The sequence below is a fragment of the Halomonas sp. AOP13-D3-9 genome, from assembly GCF_052379125.1.
Classification (GTDB): Bacteria; Pseudomonadota; Gammaproteobacteria; order Pseudomonadales; family Halomonadaceae; genus Vreelandella.
The window spans coordinates 1-17,753 of the sequence record NZ_JBQSYH010000022.1; the positions used below are offsets into that span (position 1 = coordinate 1).

The 17,753-nt window shown below is 56.5% G+C and carries 16 protein-coding genes and 1 tRNA gene; 6 read left to right on the plus strand and 11 right to left on the minus strand.

Features of this window, described 5'->3' with window-relative positions:
- Nucleotides 1–117: 117 nt before the first annotated feature.
- Entirely contained in the window at nt 118–2,250 is a 2,133-nt protein-coding gene (locus ACT3UM_RS20665) for a TonB-dependent receptor domain-containing protein (RefSeq protein WP_498901955.1), read from the minus strand.
- Nucleotides 2,251–2,506: 256 nt separating this feature from the next.
- Here ACT3UM_RS20665 and ACT3UM_RS20670 point away from each other — a divergent pair, with 256 nt between their 5' ends.
- From ACT3UM_RS20670 to ACT3UM_RS20690, 5 genes are all read left to right on the plus strand, one after another.
- Nucleotides 2,507–3,478 carry an ABC transporter substrate-binding protein gene (locus tag ACT3UM_RS20670; protein ID WP_498901956.1) on the plus strand — a complete coding sequence of 324 codons (972 nt, stop codon included), beginning with the start codon at nt 2,507–2,509 and terminating at the stop codon, nt 3,476–3,478.
- 53 nt (nt 3,479–3,531) lie between these two features.
- Nucleotides 3,532–4,500, plus strand: coding sequence for a FecCD family ABC transporter permease (locus ACT3UM_RS20675; RefSeq protein ID WP_498902028.1), 969 nt, complete (start codon nt 3,532–3,534; stop codon nt 4,498–4,500).
- Nucleotides 4,501–4,538: 38 nt separating this feature from the next.
- Nucleotides 4,539–5,636 carry a FecCD family ABC transporter permease gene (locus tag ACT3UM_RS20680; protein ID WP_498901957.1) on the plus strand — a complete coding sequence of 366 codons (1,098 nt, stop codon included), beginning with the start codon at nt 4,539–4,541 and terminating at the stop codon, nt 5,634–5,636.
- On the plus strand, nt 5,633–6,448 hold the full coding sequence (locus ACT3UM_RS20685; protein ID WP_498901958.1) for an ABC transporter ATP-binding protein: 816 nt from the start codon (nt 5,633–5,635) through the stop codon (nt 6,446–6,448). The genes ACT3UM_RS20680 and ACT3UM_RS20685 overlap by 4 nt, the downstream gene beginning before the upstream one ends.
- A gap of 230 nt (nt 6,449–6,678) precedes the next feature.
- Entirely contained in the window at nt 6,679–8,508 is a 1,830-nt protein-coding gene (locus tag ACT3UM_RS20690; RefSeq protein ID WP_498901959.1) for an ABC transporter ATP-binding protein, read from the plus strand.
- Nucleotides 8,509–8,525: 17 nt separating this feature from the next.
- Here ACT3UM_RS20690 and ACT3UM_RS20695 read toward each other — a convergent pair whose 3' ends face one another.
- Complete coding sequence (locus ACT3UM_RS20695; protein ID WP_498901960.1) at nt 8,526–9,116, minus strand: hypothetical protein; 591 nt, start codon at nt 9,114–9,116, stop codon at nt 8,526–8,528.
- A 112-nt stretch (nt 9,117–9,228) separates the two neighbouring features.
- On the opposite strand from ACT3UM_RS20695, the gene ACT3UM_RS20700 reads away from it, so the two are divergent.
- A tRNA-Ile gene (locus ACT3UM_RS20700) sits at nt 9,229–9,305 on the plus strand.
- Between the two features lie 60 nt (nt 9,306–9,365).
- Here the strand turns inward: ACT3UM_RS20700 and ACT3UM_RS20705 are convergent.
- The 9 genes from ACT3UM_RS20705 to ACT3UM_RS20745 all read right to left on the minus strand — a co-directional run bounded on the left by ACT3UM_RS20705 (nt 9,366) and on the right by ACT3UM_RS20745 (nt 17,745).
- Entirely contained in the window at nt 9,366–10,370 is a 1,005-nt protein-coding gene (locus ACT3UM_RS20705) for a phage integrase (RefSeq protein WP_498901961.1), read from the minus strand.
- Nucleotides 10,367–11,659 (minus strand): phage replication initiation factor, encoded by a 1,293-nt coding sequence (locus ACT3UM_RS20710; RefSeq protein WP_498901962.1) that lies wholly within the window; start codon nt 11,657–11,659, stop codon nt 10,367–10,369. The genes ACT3UM_RS20705 and ACT3UM_RS20710 overlap by 4 nt, the downstream gene beginning before the upstream one ends.
- Before the next feature lie 53 nt (nt 11,660–11,712).
- Entirely contained in the window at nt 11,713–13,137 is a 1,425-nt protein-coding gene (locus ACT3UM_RS20715; RefSeq protein WP_498901963.1) for a secretin GspD/PilQ domain-containing protein, read from the minus strand.
- On the minus strand, nt 13,118–14,182 hold the full coding sequence (locus ACT3UM_RS20720) for a zonular occludens toxin domain-containing protein (protein ID WP_498901964.1): 1,065 nt from the start codon (nt 14,180–14,182) through the stop codon (nt 13,118–13,120). Before ACT3UM_RS20720 ends, ACT3UM_RS20715 begins: the two co-directional genes overlap by 20 nt.
- Nucleotides 14,182–14,535, minus strand: a complete 354-nt coding sequence (locus ACT3UM_RS20725) for a DUF5455 family protein (protein WP_498901965.1) — start codon at nt 14,533–14,535, stop codon at nt 14,182–14,184. Before ACT3UM_RS20725 ends, ACT3UM_RS20720 begins: the two co-directional genes overlap by 1 nt.
- Before the next feature lie 11 nt (nt 14,536–14,546).
- Nucleotides 14,547–16,067, minus strand: a complete 1,521-nt coding sequence (locus ACT3UM_RS20730; RefSeq protein ID WP_498901966.1) for a hypothetical protein — start codon at nt 16,065–16,067, stop codon at nt 14,547–14,549.
- Nucleotides 16,068–16,332: 265 nt separating this feature from the next.
- On the minus strand, nt 16,333–16,593 hold the full coding sequence (locus tag ACT3UM_RS20735) for a major coat protein (protein WP_498901967.1): 261 nt from the start codon (nt 16,591–16,593) through the stop codon (nt 16,333–16,335).
- Between the two features lie 219 nt (nt 16,594–16,812).
- A complete protein-coding gene (locus ACT3UM_RS20740) occupies nt 16,813–17,148 on the minus strand; it encodes a hypothetical protein (RefSeq protein ID WP_498901968.1) in 336 nt (111 codons plus the stop codon).
- Nucleotides 17,149–17,535: 387 nt separating this feature from the next.
- Nucleotides 17,536–17,745: a hypothetical protein gene (locus tag ACT3UM_RS20745; protein ID WP_498901969.1), complete on the minus strand. Its 210-nt coding sequence runs from the start codon at nt 17,743–17,745 to the stop codon at nt 17,536–17,538.
- Between the last annotated feature and the right edge of the window lie 8 nt (nt 17,746–17,753).

Sequence of the window (17,753 nt, forward strand, 5' to 3'; positions counted from 1 at the left end):
AGCGGCTTAGGAAAGGGGGAGGGTGCAGGACGCGGAAACAAAAAAGCCCCAGCGCATGGCCGGGGCAGAAAGAGAAGTTCAAAACAGAACATCGAAACAGTAGCGAGCTGAACCCGATTAGAACTCGTAGCGGGCGGATAACCACAGACGGCGGCCCTCTTCGCTATTGGCGTAAACGTTGCCAAAGCTGGTGCCATCGCCATAAGCGCGGTAGTCGACAAAGTCTTTATCGAACAGGTTATAGATGGTCGCGCTCAGATTAAGCTGATTGGTAACCGCGTAATTACCGCCCAAGTGAAACAGCGAATAGGCTTTAAAGTCGCCCAGGTCATCAAACGAGGGGGCTCCGCGCACGCTTTCGCGGTTACGGTAGCGCTCACTGCGGTACTCTGCTGAGAGCCAGGTATCCAGCTTGGCCGTTGTCTGCCAGCGCAGGGTGGCGTTAATGGCGTGTTCGGGGGTGTCCGTCAGCGGCTCGCCCTTGTTGTCGCCACTCTTCTGTTCGCTATCGGTATAGGTATAGTTGGCATTGATGCGCCAATCAGGGGCGAATTGGTAGCTGGTAGAGAGCTCCACCCCCTGGGTAATCGCCTCGTCGACGTTGACCTGTTGGCTGTAAGTGCCGTCAGGAATTAGCGGGTCGTTTTCCACTAGAATATCGCTGCCGCTGGCAATCTTATCGTCAAACTGGTTGTGGAACAGCGTGGCGCTGGCAGTGAAACCCTGTTGGTTATCGTAATGCGCACCGATCTCGCTGCTGGTGCTGGTTTCCGGTTCAAGATCCGGGTTACCAATCGTGAGTATCGTGCCCTGGCCCGTTACACCGTTAATGCCGTCATGCAGATCATTAAGCGATGGCGTTTTGTAGCCGCGACTCACCCCACCTTTCAATGTCCAGTTGGGCGTCGTGTTCCACACCAAGTAGCCGCGCGGGCTGAACTGGCTGCCAAAGGCGTCGTGGTGATCGTAACGGCCGCCTAGGGTTAGCGCTAAATCGTCCCGTAGCAGCCACTCATCTTCCGCAAACAGTGACCAGGTGGTCTGCTCAAAAGTTTCACCGGCCAAGCCATCGTCAAGCTCCGCATCCCACCATTGCATACCCACGGTAGCCATGTGATTGTCTAGCGGCATGATAAATTTGCTGTCGAGCACAGTATTGGTGGTTTCCAGCTCCCGTGGAGCACCACCGACAATGCCAGGAAAACCTTCATACGCGACGCCCGTATCACCAGGAATCGTGCGTCCTTTGGTTTCGGTGGTGTTGCGCATCAGGCTGGATTCCAAGGTGCCCGAGGCAAAACGGCCGGTGTGGCCAATGGCGATTTGCTCGCGCTCAAAACGGAGTTCATCCGAATAGCCATTGGCGCTGCCAGGGTCGGGCGCACAGCTACGGGTGCGACCATCCAGGGTGCCTAGCTGGCACTCGTCGTTGTCGTAGCGTTGGCGGCTCACTTCACCATCCAACCATAGGTCATGGCTGTCAGTGGGTGTCCAGGTTAGCTTGCCACCCAGACTGTACGTATCGCCTTCCACTGGGCTAGGGCCGCGCTGGTCGACTTCAATAGGGTCACCGTTGTTATCGGTATAGGTAAGCTCGGAAGCGTCACGCTCATAAATCCGCCCGCGCAGTTGAAGACCCAGGGTATCCTCTACCAGAGGGCCGCTGGTGTAGAGGTTGATCTCGCGACGATCACCGAAGTCGCGATCCTCGTTAAAGGTATTCTCAACCCCAATAGAGCCTGTCCACTCGCGGCCAACCCGACGGGTAATAATATTGATGACACCGCCCATGGCGTCAGAGCCATACAGTGTCGACATCGGCCCACGAATCACCTCAATGCGCTCAATGCTGGAAATGGGCGGAAAGAAACTGGTGGAGGTTTCGCCAAAGCCATTGGGGGTCACGCTGCCCGCCGCGTTTTGACGGCGGCCATCAATCAGGATCAGCGTATAGTCGCTGGGCATGCCACGGATACTAATGTTGCGACCACCGGTTTTGCCTACCGACCCACCCACATCGACCCCTTCAACATCGCGCAAGGCATCGGCAATGCTGGTAACCCGTTTACGCGAAAGCTCCTCGCGGGAGATCACTGAGATGCTGGCTGGGGCGTCGACCATTGCCTGTTCAAAACCGCTGGCCGAGACAACGATGTTGTCCAGCTGTTGATCCTCTTGGGCGGAGGCGGTGCCTGCAGAAACAGCGAGTGTGACGGCGCTAGCGAGAACAGTGCGAGTAAAGCGTGGCATGTCATTCCCCTTGGTGACGATAATTATTAGCTAATGATACTAATTGTCAAATAGGGGCGAGAGTCTAAAAAGAAAAGTTCCCAAACGCGAGGGTGTAATCATGGAACGTTACGTTGCGTAAACTGAAACAGGAGCGTGATGTAAGGTGTGGTGCAAGGGTTGCATAAAATGGAACACGCTATTCCCAGGAATAGTAGTGCAAGTGCTTTTGAGAATCGTTATTATCCTTTGCAATATATCGTACCGAGAGAAGCTTATGTTAGTTAAAACGGCGCTGGATAAAACGACCTCAATGACAGCTATCCTCACTAAAGGTGCGCGTTTAGGCGTGGTCAGCGTTCTGCTCAGCGCTTTAGTGGCAGGCACCGCGCAAGCGCGCACGCTGGATACCGCCTTTGGCGACGTAGAGGTGGAGGGAACGCCTGAACGCGTAGTAACGCTTTACGAAGGCGCGCTGGATGCCGCCCTAGCGGCCGGTATTACCCCATTAGGCGCCGTCACCACACGCGGTGGCGATAACGTCGCCGAGTATGTGGAGGACCATTTGGGCGATGATCGTCCCGCCATTATGGGCGTCGTCAGGGAAATCAATATTGAAGCCGTGCTGGCGCAGCAGCCGGACCTTATTTTGGCGCCCGCCCGGCTTTCCGATGAGCAGTACCAACTGCTTTCACGTATTGCGCCAACCGTTGTGCCGCATACTCAGCCGTTAGCCGCGGATAACTGGGAAGCTGAGGCGCGACTTTACGGTGAAGCATTAAACCGTAAAGAAGCGATCGAAGAAGCCATTGCAGCGGTTGATCAGCGCACCACGGAATTAGCCGACGCATTAGCCGCTGCAGACGTAGGCGGAACCGCCTTTTTAGTGCGCTGGATGCCCGGTGGCCCGATGGTAATGTCGGAAAAACTGATTGCCACAGGGCTGTTAGAGCGGGTTGGCCTGGATGTACAAGGTGCGGACCTGATTGGTGAGCGCGGCGTACACAGCGATGTGCTTAGCCTGGAAAACCTTGCCCAAGTAGATGGCGACTGGCTATTCCTGGCAACCCTCAATGAAGATGGTCAACAAGCCTTGGATGCTGCTAAACAGAGCCCTGCGTTCACTCGCCTTAACGTGGTTCAGCGAGAGCAGGTGGTGCCTGTGAACGGCCAACTGTGGAGCAGTGCCAACGGCCCGTTGGCCGCCCAGGCGATTCTTGACGATATAGAGGCTGCGCTGTTGCCGTGACGGTTCCACGTTTTGCAACGCCTGACATTAGGCGCGCCACTCCCCGTACGTTAATGCTGCTGCTACTCACCGCCCTTGTGGCGGTGAGTGGCGTTAGTCTATTAATCGGCGCGGGCAGCGTTGGCCCAGGTAGGGCGTTGGCGCTGGTAAGCGGCGCCCAGGACAGCGAAGCGCGCTTTATTGTTTGGGAACTGCGCGCCCCACGGACCTTAATCGGCATTGCGGTAGGCATGGCGCTCGGCGTTGCGGGGGCGCTGCTGCAAGCGGTAGCGCGCAATCCGCTGGCCGAGCCAGGCCTTTTAGGGGTTAGCGCGGGGGCGGCGTTTGCCGTGGCATTGGCCTTAGTGCTGGGTGCCAGCGCTGCTACCTTGCGTATTTCAGTCGCGCAGCTCGGCGCCTTGGTGGGCTGTGTCTGCGTATTAAGCGTGGCACGCTTTCGCGGTGTGGGTAATGACCCTATTCGGCTTGTGCTTGCCGGAGCGGCATTTTCGGGTCTGCTGGCGTCGTTGACCTCATTGATACTGCTATACGACCAGCGTGCCGCTGATGAAATTCGTTTCTGGGTGATTGGCAGCTTGGCAGGCCGCCGCTTGGACGACCTGTTTGCCGTGCTGCCCAGTCTGCTGGCGGCGTCCGTGATAGTTGCGCTGATCGCCCGGCCTTTAGCTGCGCTGGCGCTAGGCGAACGGGTGGCTTCTGGTTTAGGCCACCACCCCAACCTAATTCGCTGGTTGGTGGTCGCCTGCGTGGCGCTATTGGTCGGCGCTGCCACCGCCATCGCGGGGCCGATTGCCTTTGTGGGGTTGGTGGTACCGTTTGTCGCTCGTGCGTTTGCCGGGCCGGATATTCGCCGTACGCTGCTGTTTTGCCTGCCCATTGGGCCACTGATGGTACTCGCCGCCGATATCATCTCCCGCGTGGTGGTTGCGCCTTCGGAGCTACCTTTGGGCGTACTTACGGCGCTGTGCGGCGCCCCTGTACTGATAGCGGTTGTACGTGCGCGCCGCCTACCAATGCTATGAATTCGCTAATGAAAACCACGCAGATAAAAAGCTCGTCTATGCCTTGCTCTTCGGAAGACCAGTTCCGCGCGGACGGCAATAACAACGTACCGCCACCGCAAGGTTATTGGCGATTCGCCTGGCGAAGCGGGAACGGTGCGAACAGCCTGCTGTTTGAGCAGCGTGCAGTGGCCGTTAACCTGGGCCTGTTTGGCGCGCTACTGGTCACCAGCGTTATTTACCTAAGCCTGGGCAGCGTTAAGGTCGCCCCTATGGCGGTGCTGCAGGCGCTGTTTGGCAATGCAGATATGATGGCGAGCTTTGTAGTGCAGGAGCTACGCTTGCCACGTTTGGCCGCAGCCGTAAGTACCGGGGCGGCCTTCGCATTAGCGGGTATCCTAATGCAAACCCTGGCCCGCAATCGCCTGGCGACGCCCGGGATTATCGGCATTGATAACGGCGCGACAGCATTTGCAGTGGCATCCATCGTAGGCCTTGGCGTTTCCATCGCGCCCCCTGCCATGGCGTTAGCCGGGGCAACTACCGCAGCGGTACTCACATTCGGGCTCGCCGCGGGCAACGGCACCCAGGGGTATCGCTTTATCGTCGCGGGCATTGGCGTGGGCGCGGTGTTTGGCGCGGTGACTCAACTGATGCTGGCGCGAGTGGCAATTGATACTGCCAATGCCGCCTACCCATGGACAGTGGGGTCGCTCAATGCCCGCCCCAGCGGGGCGCTTCAATTACTGATGCTCGGCCTGGTCTTAGGGCTGGCCACGGCATTGGCGCTAGCCCGTTCGCTAACGTTGCTGCGTTTCAAGGATGCCACCGCCAGCGGGTTAGGCGTGAACGTTAAGCGGCGCCGGTTGGAAGTGTTGCTGTTATCTGTCGCCTTAACGGGTTTGGCGGTTGCTGTGGCTGGCCCAGTGGGCATGGTGGGGTTGATTGGCCCCGAGATTGCTCGGTCACTGTCGAGTTCCCGCAGCGTACCGGTGTTGGCGGCTACGCTGGCGGGGGCGTTGGTGATGGTACTTGCCGACCTGGCCGGGCGTACGCTGCTGGCGCCGATCGAGATTCCGGTGGGGATCGTTACCGCCGTGGTTGGCGGGCCCTGGTTACTTTGGATATTAATGCGTCCGCAACGGAGCTTCACATGAGCCAATCGACAACACCCACGATGCCTTCTCTTGCCACCCAGTCGCTCGGTATGAGTTATGGCACCCGGCAGGTGATTAATGGCTTGGATATCAGCCTGCCCAGCGGCCAAGTCACCGCCATTGTGGGCCCTAACGGCTGCGGGAAATCGACATTATTGGCTGGGCTTGCGCGGCTACATAAGCCCGATAGTGGTGCTGTATTACTGGACGGGGCCGATATTCAGCGCCTGCCCACCCGCCAACTCGCTACGCAGCTGGCGCTACTGCCCCAGGAGGCCGTCGCGCCGGAAGGGCTTACCGTGACCGAACTGATTCGCTTTGGTCGCCAGCCTCACCAGGGCTGGCTGCGCCAGTGGTCAGCAGAAGACCAGCGCGTGGTGCAGCACGCGCTGGCGGCGGCAGGGCTTGAACAACTCGCTGACAGACCGATTGATGCACTCTCCGGCGGTCAGCGGCAGCGTGCCTGGATTGCCATGACCATCGCCCAACAAACCCCGCTGCTGTTGCTGGATGAGCCCACGTCGGCGCTGGACCTTGGCCACCAGATTGAAGTGTTCGAGCTGGTACGTGACCTGGCCTGCCATGGCCGCACCGTTGTGATGGTGCTCCACGATCTCGCCAGCGCCTGCCGCTATGCCGACCATCTTATCGCCATGCGCGAAGGGCAGATTGTGGCGGAAGGGCCGCCCGCTCAGGTGGTGACGCCCGATCTAGTGCGTACGCTCTATCAAGTAGAGTGCACGCTGCTGCTAGACCCCGATACCGGCAGCCCATTGCTGGCCAATGTGCGCCGCTCCCCGGCGCCTGCTTAACGCCTCAAGCAGTAATGCGTTGAGCCGGAGCATTGATTTCATTACGCTAGCGCCTACCTAGGCTTTGTACGAAAAGTCGGCGAGCGAAGGTCAGGCAAGGCAAAAAACGGCGAAAAAGCGGAGTTTGCGGGGTGTAAATGAGCATTTTGAGCCGTTTTTTAACGCAGCATGGCCGAGCGCAGGCAGTTTTCGTACAAAGCCTAATTGGCCTACAACAACTTCAGTAAGGAATGCTCGTGGCTCCTTCTCCACCCCGTTCTCAGAATCAGAGCTTTCAAGCCCTGGTGCGGCTACTTCGCTACGCCAAAGGCTATCGACGGCGCATTATTGCCGCCACTACCTGTTCGATTATCAATAAGCTGTTTGATATTGCCCCGGAAATTCTGATTGGCGTGGCGATTGATGTGGTGGTGAATCAAGAGCAGAGCTTTGTGGCCAGCCTGGGGTTTGAGACGCCCCAACAGCAGATCACCATGCTGGCGGTGCTGACGTTTGTTATCTGGGCGGGGGAGTCGCTGTTTGAGTACCTGTTCCAAATCTTATGGCGCAACTTGGCCCAGCGGCTGCAAGCGGATATGCGTCAGGATACCTACGAGCACGCCCAGCGGCTGGATATGGCGTTCTTTGAGTCGAAAAACTCTGGCCAGTTGGTGGCCACCATGAACGATGACGTCAACCAGCTTGAGCGTTTTCTGGACGGCGGGGCGAATTCGATTATTCAGGTGGTCGTCACCGTGGTGACGGTGGGCGCAGTCTTCTTTGTGCTTTCGCCATTGATTGCGCTGTTGGCGTTTACGCCTATCCCGCTAATTATCTGGGGCGCGTTCTTCTTCCAGCGTAAAGCCGGGCCGCTCTACAGCGACGTGCGTGAAAAGGTTGGTGACTTGGCCAGCCGTTTATCCAATAACCTTAGCGGCATCGCGACGATTAAAAGCTTTACCAGCGAAGACCGCGAAGCCGAGCGCCTGCGCGATGCCAGCGAAGCCTACGTAGACGCCAACAGAAGGGCGATCAAGGTGAGCTCCGCGTTTATTCCGGTGATCCGCATGGCAATATTGGCAGGCTTTCTGGCCACCTTTACCGTGGGCGGCATGATGGCACTCAACGGCTCGCTAAACGTGGGGGCATACGGCGTGCTGGTGTTTTTGACCCAGCGCCTGCTCTGGCCGCTGACCGGCCTGGCTCAAGTGATTGATCTGTTCGAGCGCGCCATGGCCAGCACCCGGCGGATTCTCGATCTGCTCGAAGTGCCGATTACCGTTAAAGACGACAGCACCACGCCGCTTACCCAGCCAGTGCGTGGCGAAGTAACGGTTGATAATGTGAGCTTTCATTACGCCACCAGTGGTGTTGGCGTGGAGAACATTGATTTACACGCCCCCGCTGGCAACACGCTGGCGCTCGTTGGGGCGACCGGGTCGGGCAAATCGACCCTGATCAAACTGCTGCTGCGCTTTTACGACCCCGAAAACGGCCGCGTGCTCATTGATGGGCAGCCCATCACCGAAGTGAGTATGAACTCACTTCGCCAATCGATTGGCCTAGTCAGCCAGGATGTTTACCTGTTCGAAGGCAGCATTCGCGACAATATTGCTTACGGCAAGCCGGACGCCGATGAAGCCGCGATTATCGATGCTGCCAAAACCGCCGAAGCGTGGAGCTTTATCGAAACGCTGCCCCAAGGCTTGGACACACCGGTAGGCGAGCGGGGCGTGCGCCTTTCCGGTGGCCAACGCCAGCGGCTTTCACTGGCCAGGGCACTGCTTAAAGACCCGCCGATTCTGGTGCTGGATGAAGCCACCAGCGCGGTGGACAACGAGACCGAAGCGGCCATTCAGCGTTCGCTAAAACGCATCGCCCATGGCCGCACGGTGATTATGATTGCCCACCGGCTCTCTACCATTGTGCACGCCGATGAGATCGTGGTGATCGAGAAAGGCCAAGTGGCTGAGCGCGGCAGCCACTCAAGTCTATTGGCAGCTAACGGCCACTACGCCGCCCAGTGGCGGGTGCAAACCGGTGAGGCCCAGGCGGGGGATGTGGAAGTACTCAGTCGTTAATCTTTAACAGTTAATGACTACCGATTAACTAACAGCGCATTGAGGGTGACGGGCACATGCTCGTCAATCTCCTTATAGCCCAGCAACGATAGTACGGTGCGCACCGTGGTGTTGGCCATCAGCGCTCGGCCATCCATCGCCATGGGCTCGGCGTGTGTCACACGTATCTCGTTCAAGCCTTCACGGGTGAACCGCAGTGGCACGGATTCCTGCTGGTTAACCATGTCTGATTGAACGCTAAAGGTCAGCGTCTCAACCAGGGATTCGCCAATATCCAAACCGTCCAACCGCTCTGGCGGCATTTGTGCCTCTAGGGTCACCAAGGTGGTGTTCGCCAGCAAACCTATCCAAGGTGGTAGCTCGCCAAAGCGTTCAAGCACGTCGGTTTGGCTAAGTTTTAACGGCAGGCGCAGGGTGCCATCGCTGGAGATATCCCCCTGCAGATCGCGCACCTGATGGTGGTGGGTTTGCGGTGCCTCGCCGTTGAGCTGGGTAATCGACGCCTGCACCTGGGAATGGGCAGGGTCAAGCTGCCAGTCCGCGTGCACGGGCAGCACCAACAATAAAGGAACTAGAGCAATCAATGCTTTCACAGCGCGTCTCCGCATAAAGAACTACTCACCAGACTATCCAAACCACATAAAGTGCCCTAATGACATCAAGATAGCGCAATGGGGCTAGCCTCACACCGCCACATTCGCTATGATATGCACGCTTTTCGGGCCTATAGCTCAGTTGGTTAGAGCAGGGGACTCATAATCCCTTGGTCGTAGGTTCAAGTCCTACTGGGCCCACCATTAAATCAAAGACTTACCCGCCTTAATGCCCTTCCTCGCTGTACCTTTTTTCGCCAGTGTCTACAAAGTGTCTACACCTTCAAATTTTGGCCCGTATGTGACGGCTTCCGTCAGGTGGTCAGGCGCGACATGTGCATAACGCATGGTCATTTGTATGGATTGATGGCCGAGTATCTTTTGCAGTGTTAATAAGTTACCGCCATTCATTATAAAGTGGCTGGCAAACGTGTGCCTTAGTACGTGTGTTCGTTGCCCTTTAGGCAGTGTAATACCTGCTTTATTAATGGCATTGGTAAAGGCTTGGTAGGCATCACGAGGGAAAAGGCGTCCGATCTGTGGGCCGTGCGCCTTGAGACGTTGATAGAGGTCATCGGCAAGCGGTACCGAACGGCTACGACCATTCTTGGTGTCGACGTAGGTGACACGGCCATCCCTGACTAATTCAGCGCGTAGATATTGGGCTTCGCTCCAGCGGGCTCCAGTGGACAAACAAAGGGTCGCTATTAGGGTGACGTGTTTGTTACGTGACTGCTTTAGTTCTTCAAATAGTCTTTTGATCTGTTCATGGGTGAGGTAGCTAAGTTCACGTTCTGGTAGCCGTATCGCTTTGATAGCGGCAAAAGGGTTATCACCCTTCCATTCTCCTAGCTGTATGAGAACGTTAAAAACCGCTCTGAGATAGGCGATATCGTGGTTAACGGTATTGGGTGAGAGTCCTTGTTCAAGCCGAAATTGGCGGAATTTTGCAGCGCTTGCAGGACGGATCGTGTAGGCATAAGGGTTCTCCATAAGACCCGCTAGCTGATGCAGCTTGGCGAGACGTGATTGGCCATCCTTGAGTGTGGCACCGTGCATGTCGTACCAGAGCTGCACTAGCTCCAGTAATCGCCTGCGGTCTTTTTTCTTCGGCGTGTAATCCTCCCCCTGGGCTGCTTTGGTGAGCAGTTGGGCTTCAAACCGCTTTGCTTCTGCCTGGGTGGGAAGCGTTTTCCTGACGCGTTTGCCATAGCGGCCATCCGGCCATATATCGACCTTCCAACCACCTTTGACCTTTTTGATACTCACGCGGCTTTCCCTACCAATCGTCGTTCTATCAGTTTTTGCTCTACGATCTGCCTGAATTGCGCGGAGTCTACGCCTCGACGGCGGTAGTATTCTGCTAGGTCGTCCCACATTCCAGAGCGTTGGAGAAACCGCACCGCTTGATGGGTGCGGAAACCTTGGCGGGCGTAGATGCTGATGAGGTTGCCAAACGCCAGGGTGACGTTCTTTTCATTGCCTAAGCCAGGTGTTTTTCGAGCGCGTTTGTACATGAAAGCAGGCTCATGGCAGTAGAAGCGGGCGTCTTCCTGCATAAGTTGCCAAGCAGGGTCGATAAGGTCGCGGCTGTGGTTGAGGCGGTATGACTGCATGGCGGTACGCCAGAGGCCGGAGAGGTGCGGTACTACGTCAACAAAGCGGTTGAAACCGTGGGAGGCGTCCAGCACTTCGCCGGTATCGACGTTGCAGGGGATGCCCATCGCGAACTCACGAAGCACCGATTGGTGGAAACGCAGCTCGATACGCCAGACGGTTTTTTCAGGATCGTAGGCGGAGCTGAGGTCATCATTTACGGCGTGTTTCCAGATGCCTTCCCAGAAGTGCATTTTGTCGCGGTGTTTGGCTTCCAGTGTCTTGTTGTAGATCGAGCATTGGAGCGCCCCAGCAGTACCAAACATATAGGTTTCACCGCGGCCATAGGTGGTGGCAATGGTGTTGTGGGCAAACTCCAGTTCTTCAATGCCGTCGATGCGCATGATCTTTTTGGAGCGGGTCACAAAGCGCTGCATGAAGTCTTTCGGGGGCTCCCAGCCCTGGACGTCTAAGGCAAGGTGGATGGCACAGCCGACCGGTTCCACATAGGCAAGCATGTGCGCGGCGATGTTGTACATGAAGTCTTGGCACTCTTGGGGGCTGCGCTCTTGGATGAAGTGGGGGGAGAGCTCGATTTTTAGATGAGTACCAATGTTCTCCACCTTGGTGTGTCGTGCCTGGAAGAACACGATGACGCCTAGCTCGTTATTTTGGAGACGGTAGCGGAAGCCTGAACCGGCTGCGCCGGCCCCTACCGACCATGTGACGTCGAACAGTTCCATGGTGGCACCGTGGCCTTCGTTGTAGACCCTTATAATTTGATCAAACTGGTATAAGCAGGGTTTGCCTTGATAGAGCTGACGAACGGTATCTACGCCAGCATTCAGCAGTTTGATATCACCTAGCTCTTTTTGGCCCTTCTGGGAAATGAACAAAGAGCCCCGTGCATCCTGTTCACCCTTGATCAATGAGTCTTGTGAATAGCGTTCCCAACGTTTCATTTTTCAAATGTTCCTTACTGTCAGGTAATGGCAGGTTTTCGGCGGTTTCACCGTTATTCTGCGAGACGTGTTACAGGGATGGTCTCGACCTGCTGCCGCCAGCCCGTCACCCCGTGCTGCGCAGGTAGTAACGGGCTGGCGGCAGCAGGTTTTTGGGTATTCACGCGGTTGGCGTCATAGCGGGGTAATACCGTCGCCTGGAGCAAGACATGGAGGTTGGTGCGCTGGGTAGAGGTGGATTCGTTTTGGAATAAGCGACCGGCAACGGGGACGCTAGAGAGGCCTGGAACGCCGGAGACCTGGGTACGGTCATCCTGGGACGATAGGCCGCCTAACAGCAGGGTTTGGCCGGAGCGGATTTGCACGGTGGTGTTGATTTGGCGCTGGTTGGTGATGATGTCAGAGGCGATCAGGGAATCCGTGAGCGAGTCGGCGGAGGTGGTGATATCCATGATGATTAGGCCCGACGCAGTGACCACGGGCAGCACGTTTAAGCGGATACCCACGTCACGGCGTTCGATGGTTTGAAAGGGGCTGTTAACGTCGGCTGATTCGCCGGTGACGCGACCCGTGACGAACGGGACATTCTGACCGATGGAGATCGTGCCACGCTTACCGGAGAGCGTGAGGATTTGCGGTGTGGATAACACGTTAGACGTTGAGTCGCGCTGTAAAGCGTTGATGGCAAACGCGAGTACATCGCCGTCGAAGATCCCGAAGGTGCCGCCGGAGGAGGCTAGAGAGGTGCCGAGGTTGGCGGTGTTGAAGCCACCGGCGACACCGCTACCGGTTGACCTGCCGAGCGAGACGCCAAGATCGAAGGTATCCGCGTTAGTGGTTTCAAAGATAACCGCTTGGATAAGGAGTTGGGGGTGGGCGACGTCCACTTGCGGGAGTAGCTCCTGGAGCTGTGTGAGCTGTTTTTCTGGGCCCTTGGCTAAGATGGCATTGGAGGCATGGAGTACCTGCACACGGGGCAGGGTAGAGCCGTCCTGGGCGTTCTGGGTCAGGAAAGTGGTGACCAGCGGGGCGATATCGTCAGCGCGCACGTTGTTAAACGCGAACAGGTGCGTGGCCTGGGGCTCTGGCGGCGGGGTGAGCGTTGGTGCGTTGGCGATCGCGGCGGCGGGGTCGTGGGGTTCTGTTTGTTGGGGCAAAACACCTGGCGTTTTTGGGGCTGTTTGGCTGGCCGGTGCAACGGTCGGCGGATTGCCTGGGAGAATGGTGTAGCCGTGGGAACGCAACACGCCCTGGAAGAATTCATCCAACTGGTGATCAGGTACATCGGGGGCGTAAACCGTGAGCGTGCCGGTGGCCGTGGGGTGAATGGCCAACGGGGAGCCGCTTTGGTCGACGTACCAGCGTACGAAGTCGCGGATATCGGTGTCTTGCATCTGGATCGGGGTGGCGTGGGCGCTGGTGGCGATGACGGTAGCCAGGGCGAACGACGCGGCGGTTTTAACAGCGAATTTCAGCATGGGTAACTCCATTTTCTACGCGAACTAGGCAGGCGCTCACAGGGACGATGCCGAAGCCTTGGCGGGCGAGATCGTCGGTAGTGAGGGACTGGCGGTCGCTATCAATGAGGCGGTAAGTGGTGCGGTCGCCAAACTGGCTAAAGCTGGCGATGCGGGTGGTGCTAAAGTCGGGCAGTTCTTGCGGTGCCGCGGGTGGGGTGTCGTCTTGTGATCGAGCGTTCACACGGTCGGCGACGAGTACCGACAGGGTGATAAAGCAGCCCAGCACAAAGGAGGCCAGGGAGAGTAACGGGCGGTTAAAGCGTTTCCAGTAGATACGGGTCATTTTCATGTAGAACCTCGCGTCATGAGGCACACGAAGCCTGCCGTGGGTGAGCCAGGGCGGCAGCACGGAGTAGGTGCCGTGGGGGTAGTGGTCAGAGAAGGCTTGCTTGGTGTCGTAAGCGGGGTAGAGGGCGCGGCCGGTGTACGTCCAGCGTTCCACCACCATGGAGGTGGGTGAATCCCCGTATTTGACGATGCCTAGATGCACTTTGGGCATGGGGATTTTGGAACCGACAAACAGCGAGTAAATCGCGCCGACAAAAGGCAAGGAGACACGATCCAGGCGACGGCAGTAAACGACGTGTTCAGCGAGGGCGACGCGGGCTTGCTTGTCCATGATCGACAAGTCTTGGATCAGGAAAATGATATCCCAGCCCAATTTGCGGGCATGGAGAAACCAGTTGATGACGTCCTGTCGGCTCTTATCGTTCCAGGAGCGGGCATTAAACCAGGTGCCGCATTCATCCAGGACTAATAGGCCATTTTTGCTTTCGTCGTACTCCTCGGTACCGGTGCCGATGGACTCCAGATCGGCCAGGACGGGTTTATCAGGAATGCGGTAGCAGCGGGTCTGCTTGGCTTTTTCGCCAATCAGCTTATCCAGGTTCAGATCCAGGTTGGTGGCGACCTTGCAGCCCCGGTTCAGCTTGTCCTTGATCTTACCCACGGCGACCAGGGTTTTACCGGCGCCGAGTTTGCCGGTGACGACGTAAACGGCCATTACACATCGCTCCCCATGTGTAAGACCCGATCTTTAATGTGGAAGGTATAAACAATGAACTTGGCCAACAGAATGGTCGTGACACAGGCATAAAAGTTATCTGGCATGACGCGGGTGATACCATCGGCCAACATTGACGGCATGGCGACCATGATTGAATTACCCAGTAACTTAATACCGTTGATCATGGCGCTTAAGAGCCCCAAAAAAATGCCGAGCTTAATGGTGAAAACACCAAACTTTGCGACTTTTAGCCACAAATATGCACGGACAAATAAGCCGCCGAAGTGTCGTAATAACTCGGTAAGCATGATCCCGAAGCGACTTAAAAGAAGGCGAAGTAACGCGGCCATGGTGAGAACTCCTATTGACTCTTACGGGCATCCATAGGGATGGAAATAAGCTGATAGGCGGTAAAGAAGAACAGCAACCAGGAAAGCGCGGCCTTCAACAAATTGAAGCCTTCACAATCAATGGTGAATGAGCGTTCACCCGCGCCGAAGGTGAGCGGGGTACAGCCACCGGTAGGTAGGTTGGGAAGAAAGGAGGTAACGAAGTCGCGTAGGGGGGCAAGCGTTCCATCAATAACCCCGCCGCCCTCGAAAAAGCCTTCGAATTCGTCATAAATGGCGGTGTTTTGTTGATCGGCGCCTTGCTCAAGGGATTCCATGACACTATCGGCAGCGCCTTCACCGTCGATCATGCCCGCGGTTTCAGAATCACCTGGCATGCCGTCTGGGTTAAGTGCCCCATCGATCTTGCTATCAAAACGATCCGCGAGACTGTCAACCAAGCCTTCAAAGAAGCCTTCTTGGTCACCTTCACCTTCACCTTCACCTTCCCCCTCGTCAGCACCAAGGCCGTTAATCGCATCGGCAATGGACGTGCCCAGGGCATCCAGGGAGCCGGTTAAAGTGTCGGTCTGGTCGTCAAGTGAGCTTGTCAGGCTATCGGTTTGGTTATTTAACGTGCTTTTGAGCGCATCGGTCTGGGCAGTAGTCGCCGTGTTCAGGTCGTTGGTCTGGTCGCTAATCGCGCCGGTAACATCATTGGAGAGCGCGTTAATGGCGTTACGGTTGGATTGGCCAGCGGAGCCGATAGCCTCAATGATACCGGATTCATCAAACTCGAAGTCCGGCACGGTTGAACCGCCACCGGAGCCACCGCCGCCGTTGTTATCGTCAGAATCATCATTGCCGGAATCATCACCACCACCTGCGTCACCACCTGAATCACCACCACCGGTATCGTCACCGGTATCGCCGCCCGTGTCACCGCCTGGGTCAGTGGGATCACCACCGCCAGAACCACCACCGCCACCACCAGAAGGGTTGGAGTGAGTCGTTCCATTGGAATCGACATAGGAGAAGTAATCAGGCGCGGAGTCCCAATCGACTAAATAAGAGGTGTCGCCAATCGTGACGCAGCTAGACGGGTCAGAGCAGCCGCCTGGGAGGGGGGTTAGATATTCAGGGGTATTAAAATCAACGACTGAAAAAGTGCCATCGCCTTCACCCCAACCACCGTTTAATGATGAATCCTCGGTAAATTCACCATAGTCACCCGTTGATGATGACTCTACAGAAATAGAACATTCGACGTTGTCATCCGTACCCGTACAAGCAGTAACACCGCCAGCAGAGGTAATCGAGCAGGCACCGCCATGCGTCTTAACAGAACCACCGCTATTTAAATAATTAGCAGATGAAGCGCTAACATTTATCGTGTCACCATTACTAGAAGAGCACTCTTCATCGGTTTTTTTGGGTAAAAGGCTAGGGTTGTTAGCTAATAGTGATGGGAAATCGGGGTCAGTATTGCAGTATGAAACCGTAGAATCACAAGAACCAGAAGTGATTTTGTGGGTGTAAATTGTATTCCCCATACTGTTAGTACCCGTACACCAAAGGCCCGCTGCCGTAGAGGCAGGGCCCGAACCGCCAACCGAAGAACAAGCAGAAGAAGGGGAAGATGCTGGCGAGCCACTACTGCCTGCTTGGTAGTAAACACCTGATGCAGAATGAGAGGCTTGAGAAAACACCATTAAAAAAGGCGCTGCTAAGATTGGTAAAACGGCTTTTTTAATCATGTTCCCCTCGCTATATAAAAAGGGGCGTTTCCGCCCCTTGGTTGATCCTGGTAACGCGGTATTAAGTGGCCTTGTTGGCAAATTTCTTGAACAGGCCGATAGCGAGCAGTGAACCGACCACCCCTACCACGACAGGCCATGCGTAACCCGCCATGTCAGAGGCTTGTGATTGAAGTTCATTGAACGCCGCTTCTGCACCAGTGGGGGCCGTTTGTGCGTGAGCAACTGCCGAGCCCATGAGTAGAGCAGCACCGCCAGCGACTTTGCCGCGTGTGGTGGTAGCGGCTTGTTTTACGTGGTGTACGATGTTGTTAAGGGTCATGAGACAGACTCCATAAAACGTTTGTAGATCAAGATTGAATGTCCAAACACCCAACCGAGGGCGTAGGACGCGAAAAGGGAGCCAACCACAAACGTGATGCTTGGATTGTTCATCGTTGCCCCCCATTTATTGAGCCGATCCCGAACGCGAGTACGAGACCGACGCAATAAACCAGGAGCCACAGACCGGAGAGTTCAGAAGTGTCCATGGCTCAGAATCCTATTTTTTATCGCTAGCGGTAGCCGGTTGTGGCTGGCTGCCGGTGGCGTTGGGTTTGCGGGCGGCGATGACGTGAAGCACGGTTTTGCCACCGGCCGCCGCGGAGGAGGTGCGGAGTTCAATATCCAGCTCCATTGCACAGGGCATGTGCGGGGCAGCGGCGTGGAGCTGGTCGAAAATGTCATAGGGCGCTGTCATAACGCTGACCTGATTGCCGATAGCGTTTTCGTTCTCAGCAGAGGCGGCTTGCATGATGGAAATTTTGGCGCCCTGGACGCCGTTATCCATCTTGTAGCGAGAGGCACCGATAACGTGGGCTTGAATGGTGTTGATCATGGTGGTGGTTCCTTTTCGTTAGCGTTAGATTCTGGCGGCTTGGGTTAGGCAGTAGTCCGCGAGAATGGATAGCTCAGTGGTTTCAGGTGTTACGCCGTTTTGTACCAGCGCCAGGTATTCGGCCTGGGCTTAGTAGGTGGCGGCGCGTGCATAGTCCCGGCCGTGGAGGCACCGCTGGCCCCGCTCCCTCAGAGCTCGGGAATCGAGGCAGGGGGATCCCCCTTCCCGCCCTCCGTTTGCCCTTCGGTCTTTCTGCACGGCAGCCAACATCGGCCAGCCGGTCAACCCCTTTTTTAACCCCACAAAAAGGGGTTGACAGTCTGTCCGCTGCTGGCTAAGGACGCCGTGCGACCGAAGGGCGACGGATGACGGGCAGGGGGACATAGATCAAGCCTCGTTGGCATTGGGAGCGGGGGAGGCCGCACGGGAAAGGGCTTCCAGCGGTGCTTTGTCGCCGCTCTCCAGTTGGGCAAGGCCGTACTCAATCAGGCGTTCTGATAGGGCTGAGGAGGTCAGGCCGTTGGTGCCCGCCTGGATGAGGTGGCGGCTATGTGTTTCAGGGTCGAGAAACACGCGGATGGGCTGTTTTTTACTCATGTGGATAA

Bases quoted from the DNA above. Each gene is read 5' to 3' on its own strand.
- ACT3UM_RS20695 (WP_498901960.1), bottom strand. From the start codon at position 9,116: ATGCGGAGACGCGCTGTGAAAGCATTGATTGCTCTAGTTCCTTTATTG.
- ACT3UM_RS20710 (WP_498901962.1), bottom strand. From the start codon at position 11,659: ATGAAACGTTGGGAACGCTATTCACAAGACTCATTGATCAAGGGTGAA.
- ACT3UM_RS20720 (WP_498901964.1), bottom strand. From the start codon at position 14,182: ATGGCCGTTTACGTCGTCACCGGCAAACTCGGCGCCGGTAAAACCCTG.
- ACT3UM_RS20680 (WP_498901957.1), top strand. From the start codon at position 4,539: ATGCCTTGCTCTTCGGAAGACCAGTTCCGCGCGGACGGCAATAACAAC.
- ACT3UM_RS20690 (WP_498901959.1), top strand. From the start codon at position 6,679: ATGCTCGTGGCTCCTTCTCCACCCCGTTCTCAGAATCAGAGCTTTCAA.
- ACT3UM_RS20675 (WP_498902028.1), top strand. From the start codon at position 3,532: ATGCTGCTGCTACTCACCGCCCTTGTGGCGGTGAGTGGCGTTAGTCTA.
- ACT3UM_RS20740 (WP_498901968.1), bottom strand. From the start codon at position 17,148: ATGATCAACACCATTCAAGCCCACGTTATCGGTGCCTCTCGCTACAAG.
- ACT3UM_RS20685 (WP_498901958.1), top strand. From the start codon at position 5,633: ATGAGCCAATCGACAACACCCACGATGCCTTCTCTTGCCACCCAGTCG.
- ACT3UM_RS20735 (WP_498901967.1), bottom strand. From the start codon at position 16,593: ATGACCCTTAACAACATCGTACACCACGTAAAACAAGCCGCTACCACC.
- ACT3UM_RS20715 (WP_498901963.1), bottom strand. From the start codon at position 13,137: ATGCTGAAATTCGCTGTTAAAACCGCCGCGTCGTTCGCCCTGGCTACC.
- ACT3UM_RS20730 (WP_498901966.1), bottom strand. From the start codon at position 16,067: ATGGGGAATACAATTTACACCCACAAAATCACTTCTGGTTCTTGTGAT.
- ACT3UM_RS20665 (WP_498901955.1), bottom strand. From the start codon at position 2,250: ATGCCACGCTTTACTCGCACTGTTCTCGCTAGCGCCGTCACACTCGCT.
- ACT3UM_RS20725 (WP_498901965.1), bottom strand. From the start codon at position 14,535: ATGGCCGCGTTACTTCGCCTTCTTTTAAGTCGCTTCGGGATCATGCTT.
- ACT3UM_RS20745 (WP_498901969.1), bottom strand. From the start codon at position 17,745: ATGAGTAAAAAACAGCCCATCCGCGTGTTTCTCGACCCTGAAACACAT.
- ACT3UM_RS20670 (WP_498901956.1), top strand. From the start codon at position 2,507: ATGTTAGTTAAAACGGCGCTGGATAAAACGACCTCAATGACAGCTATC.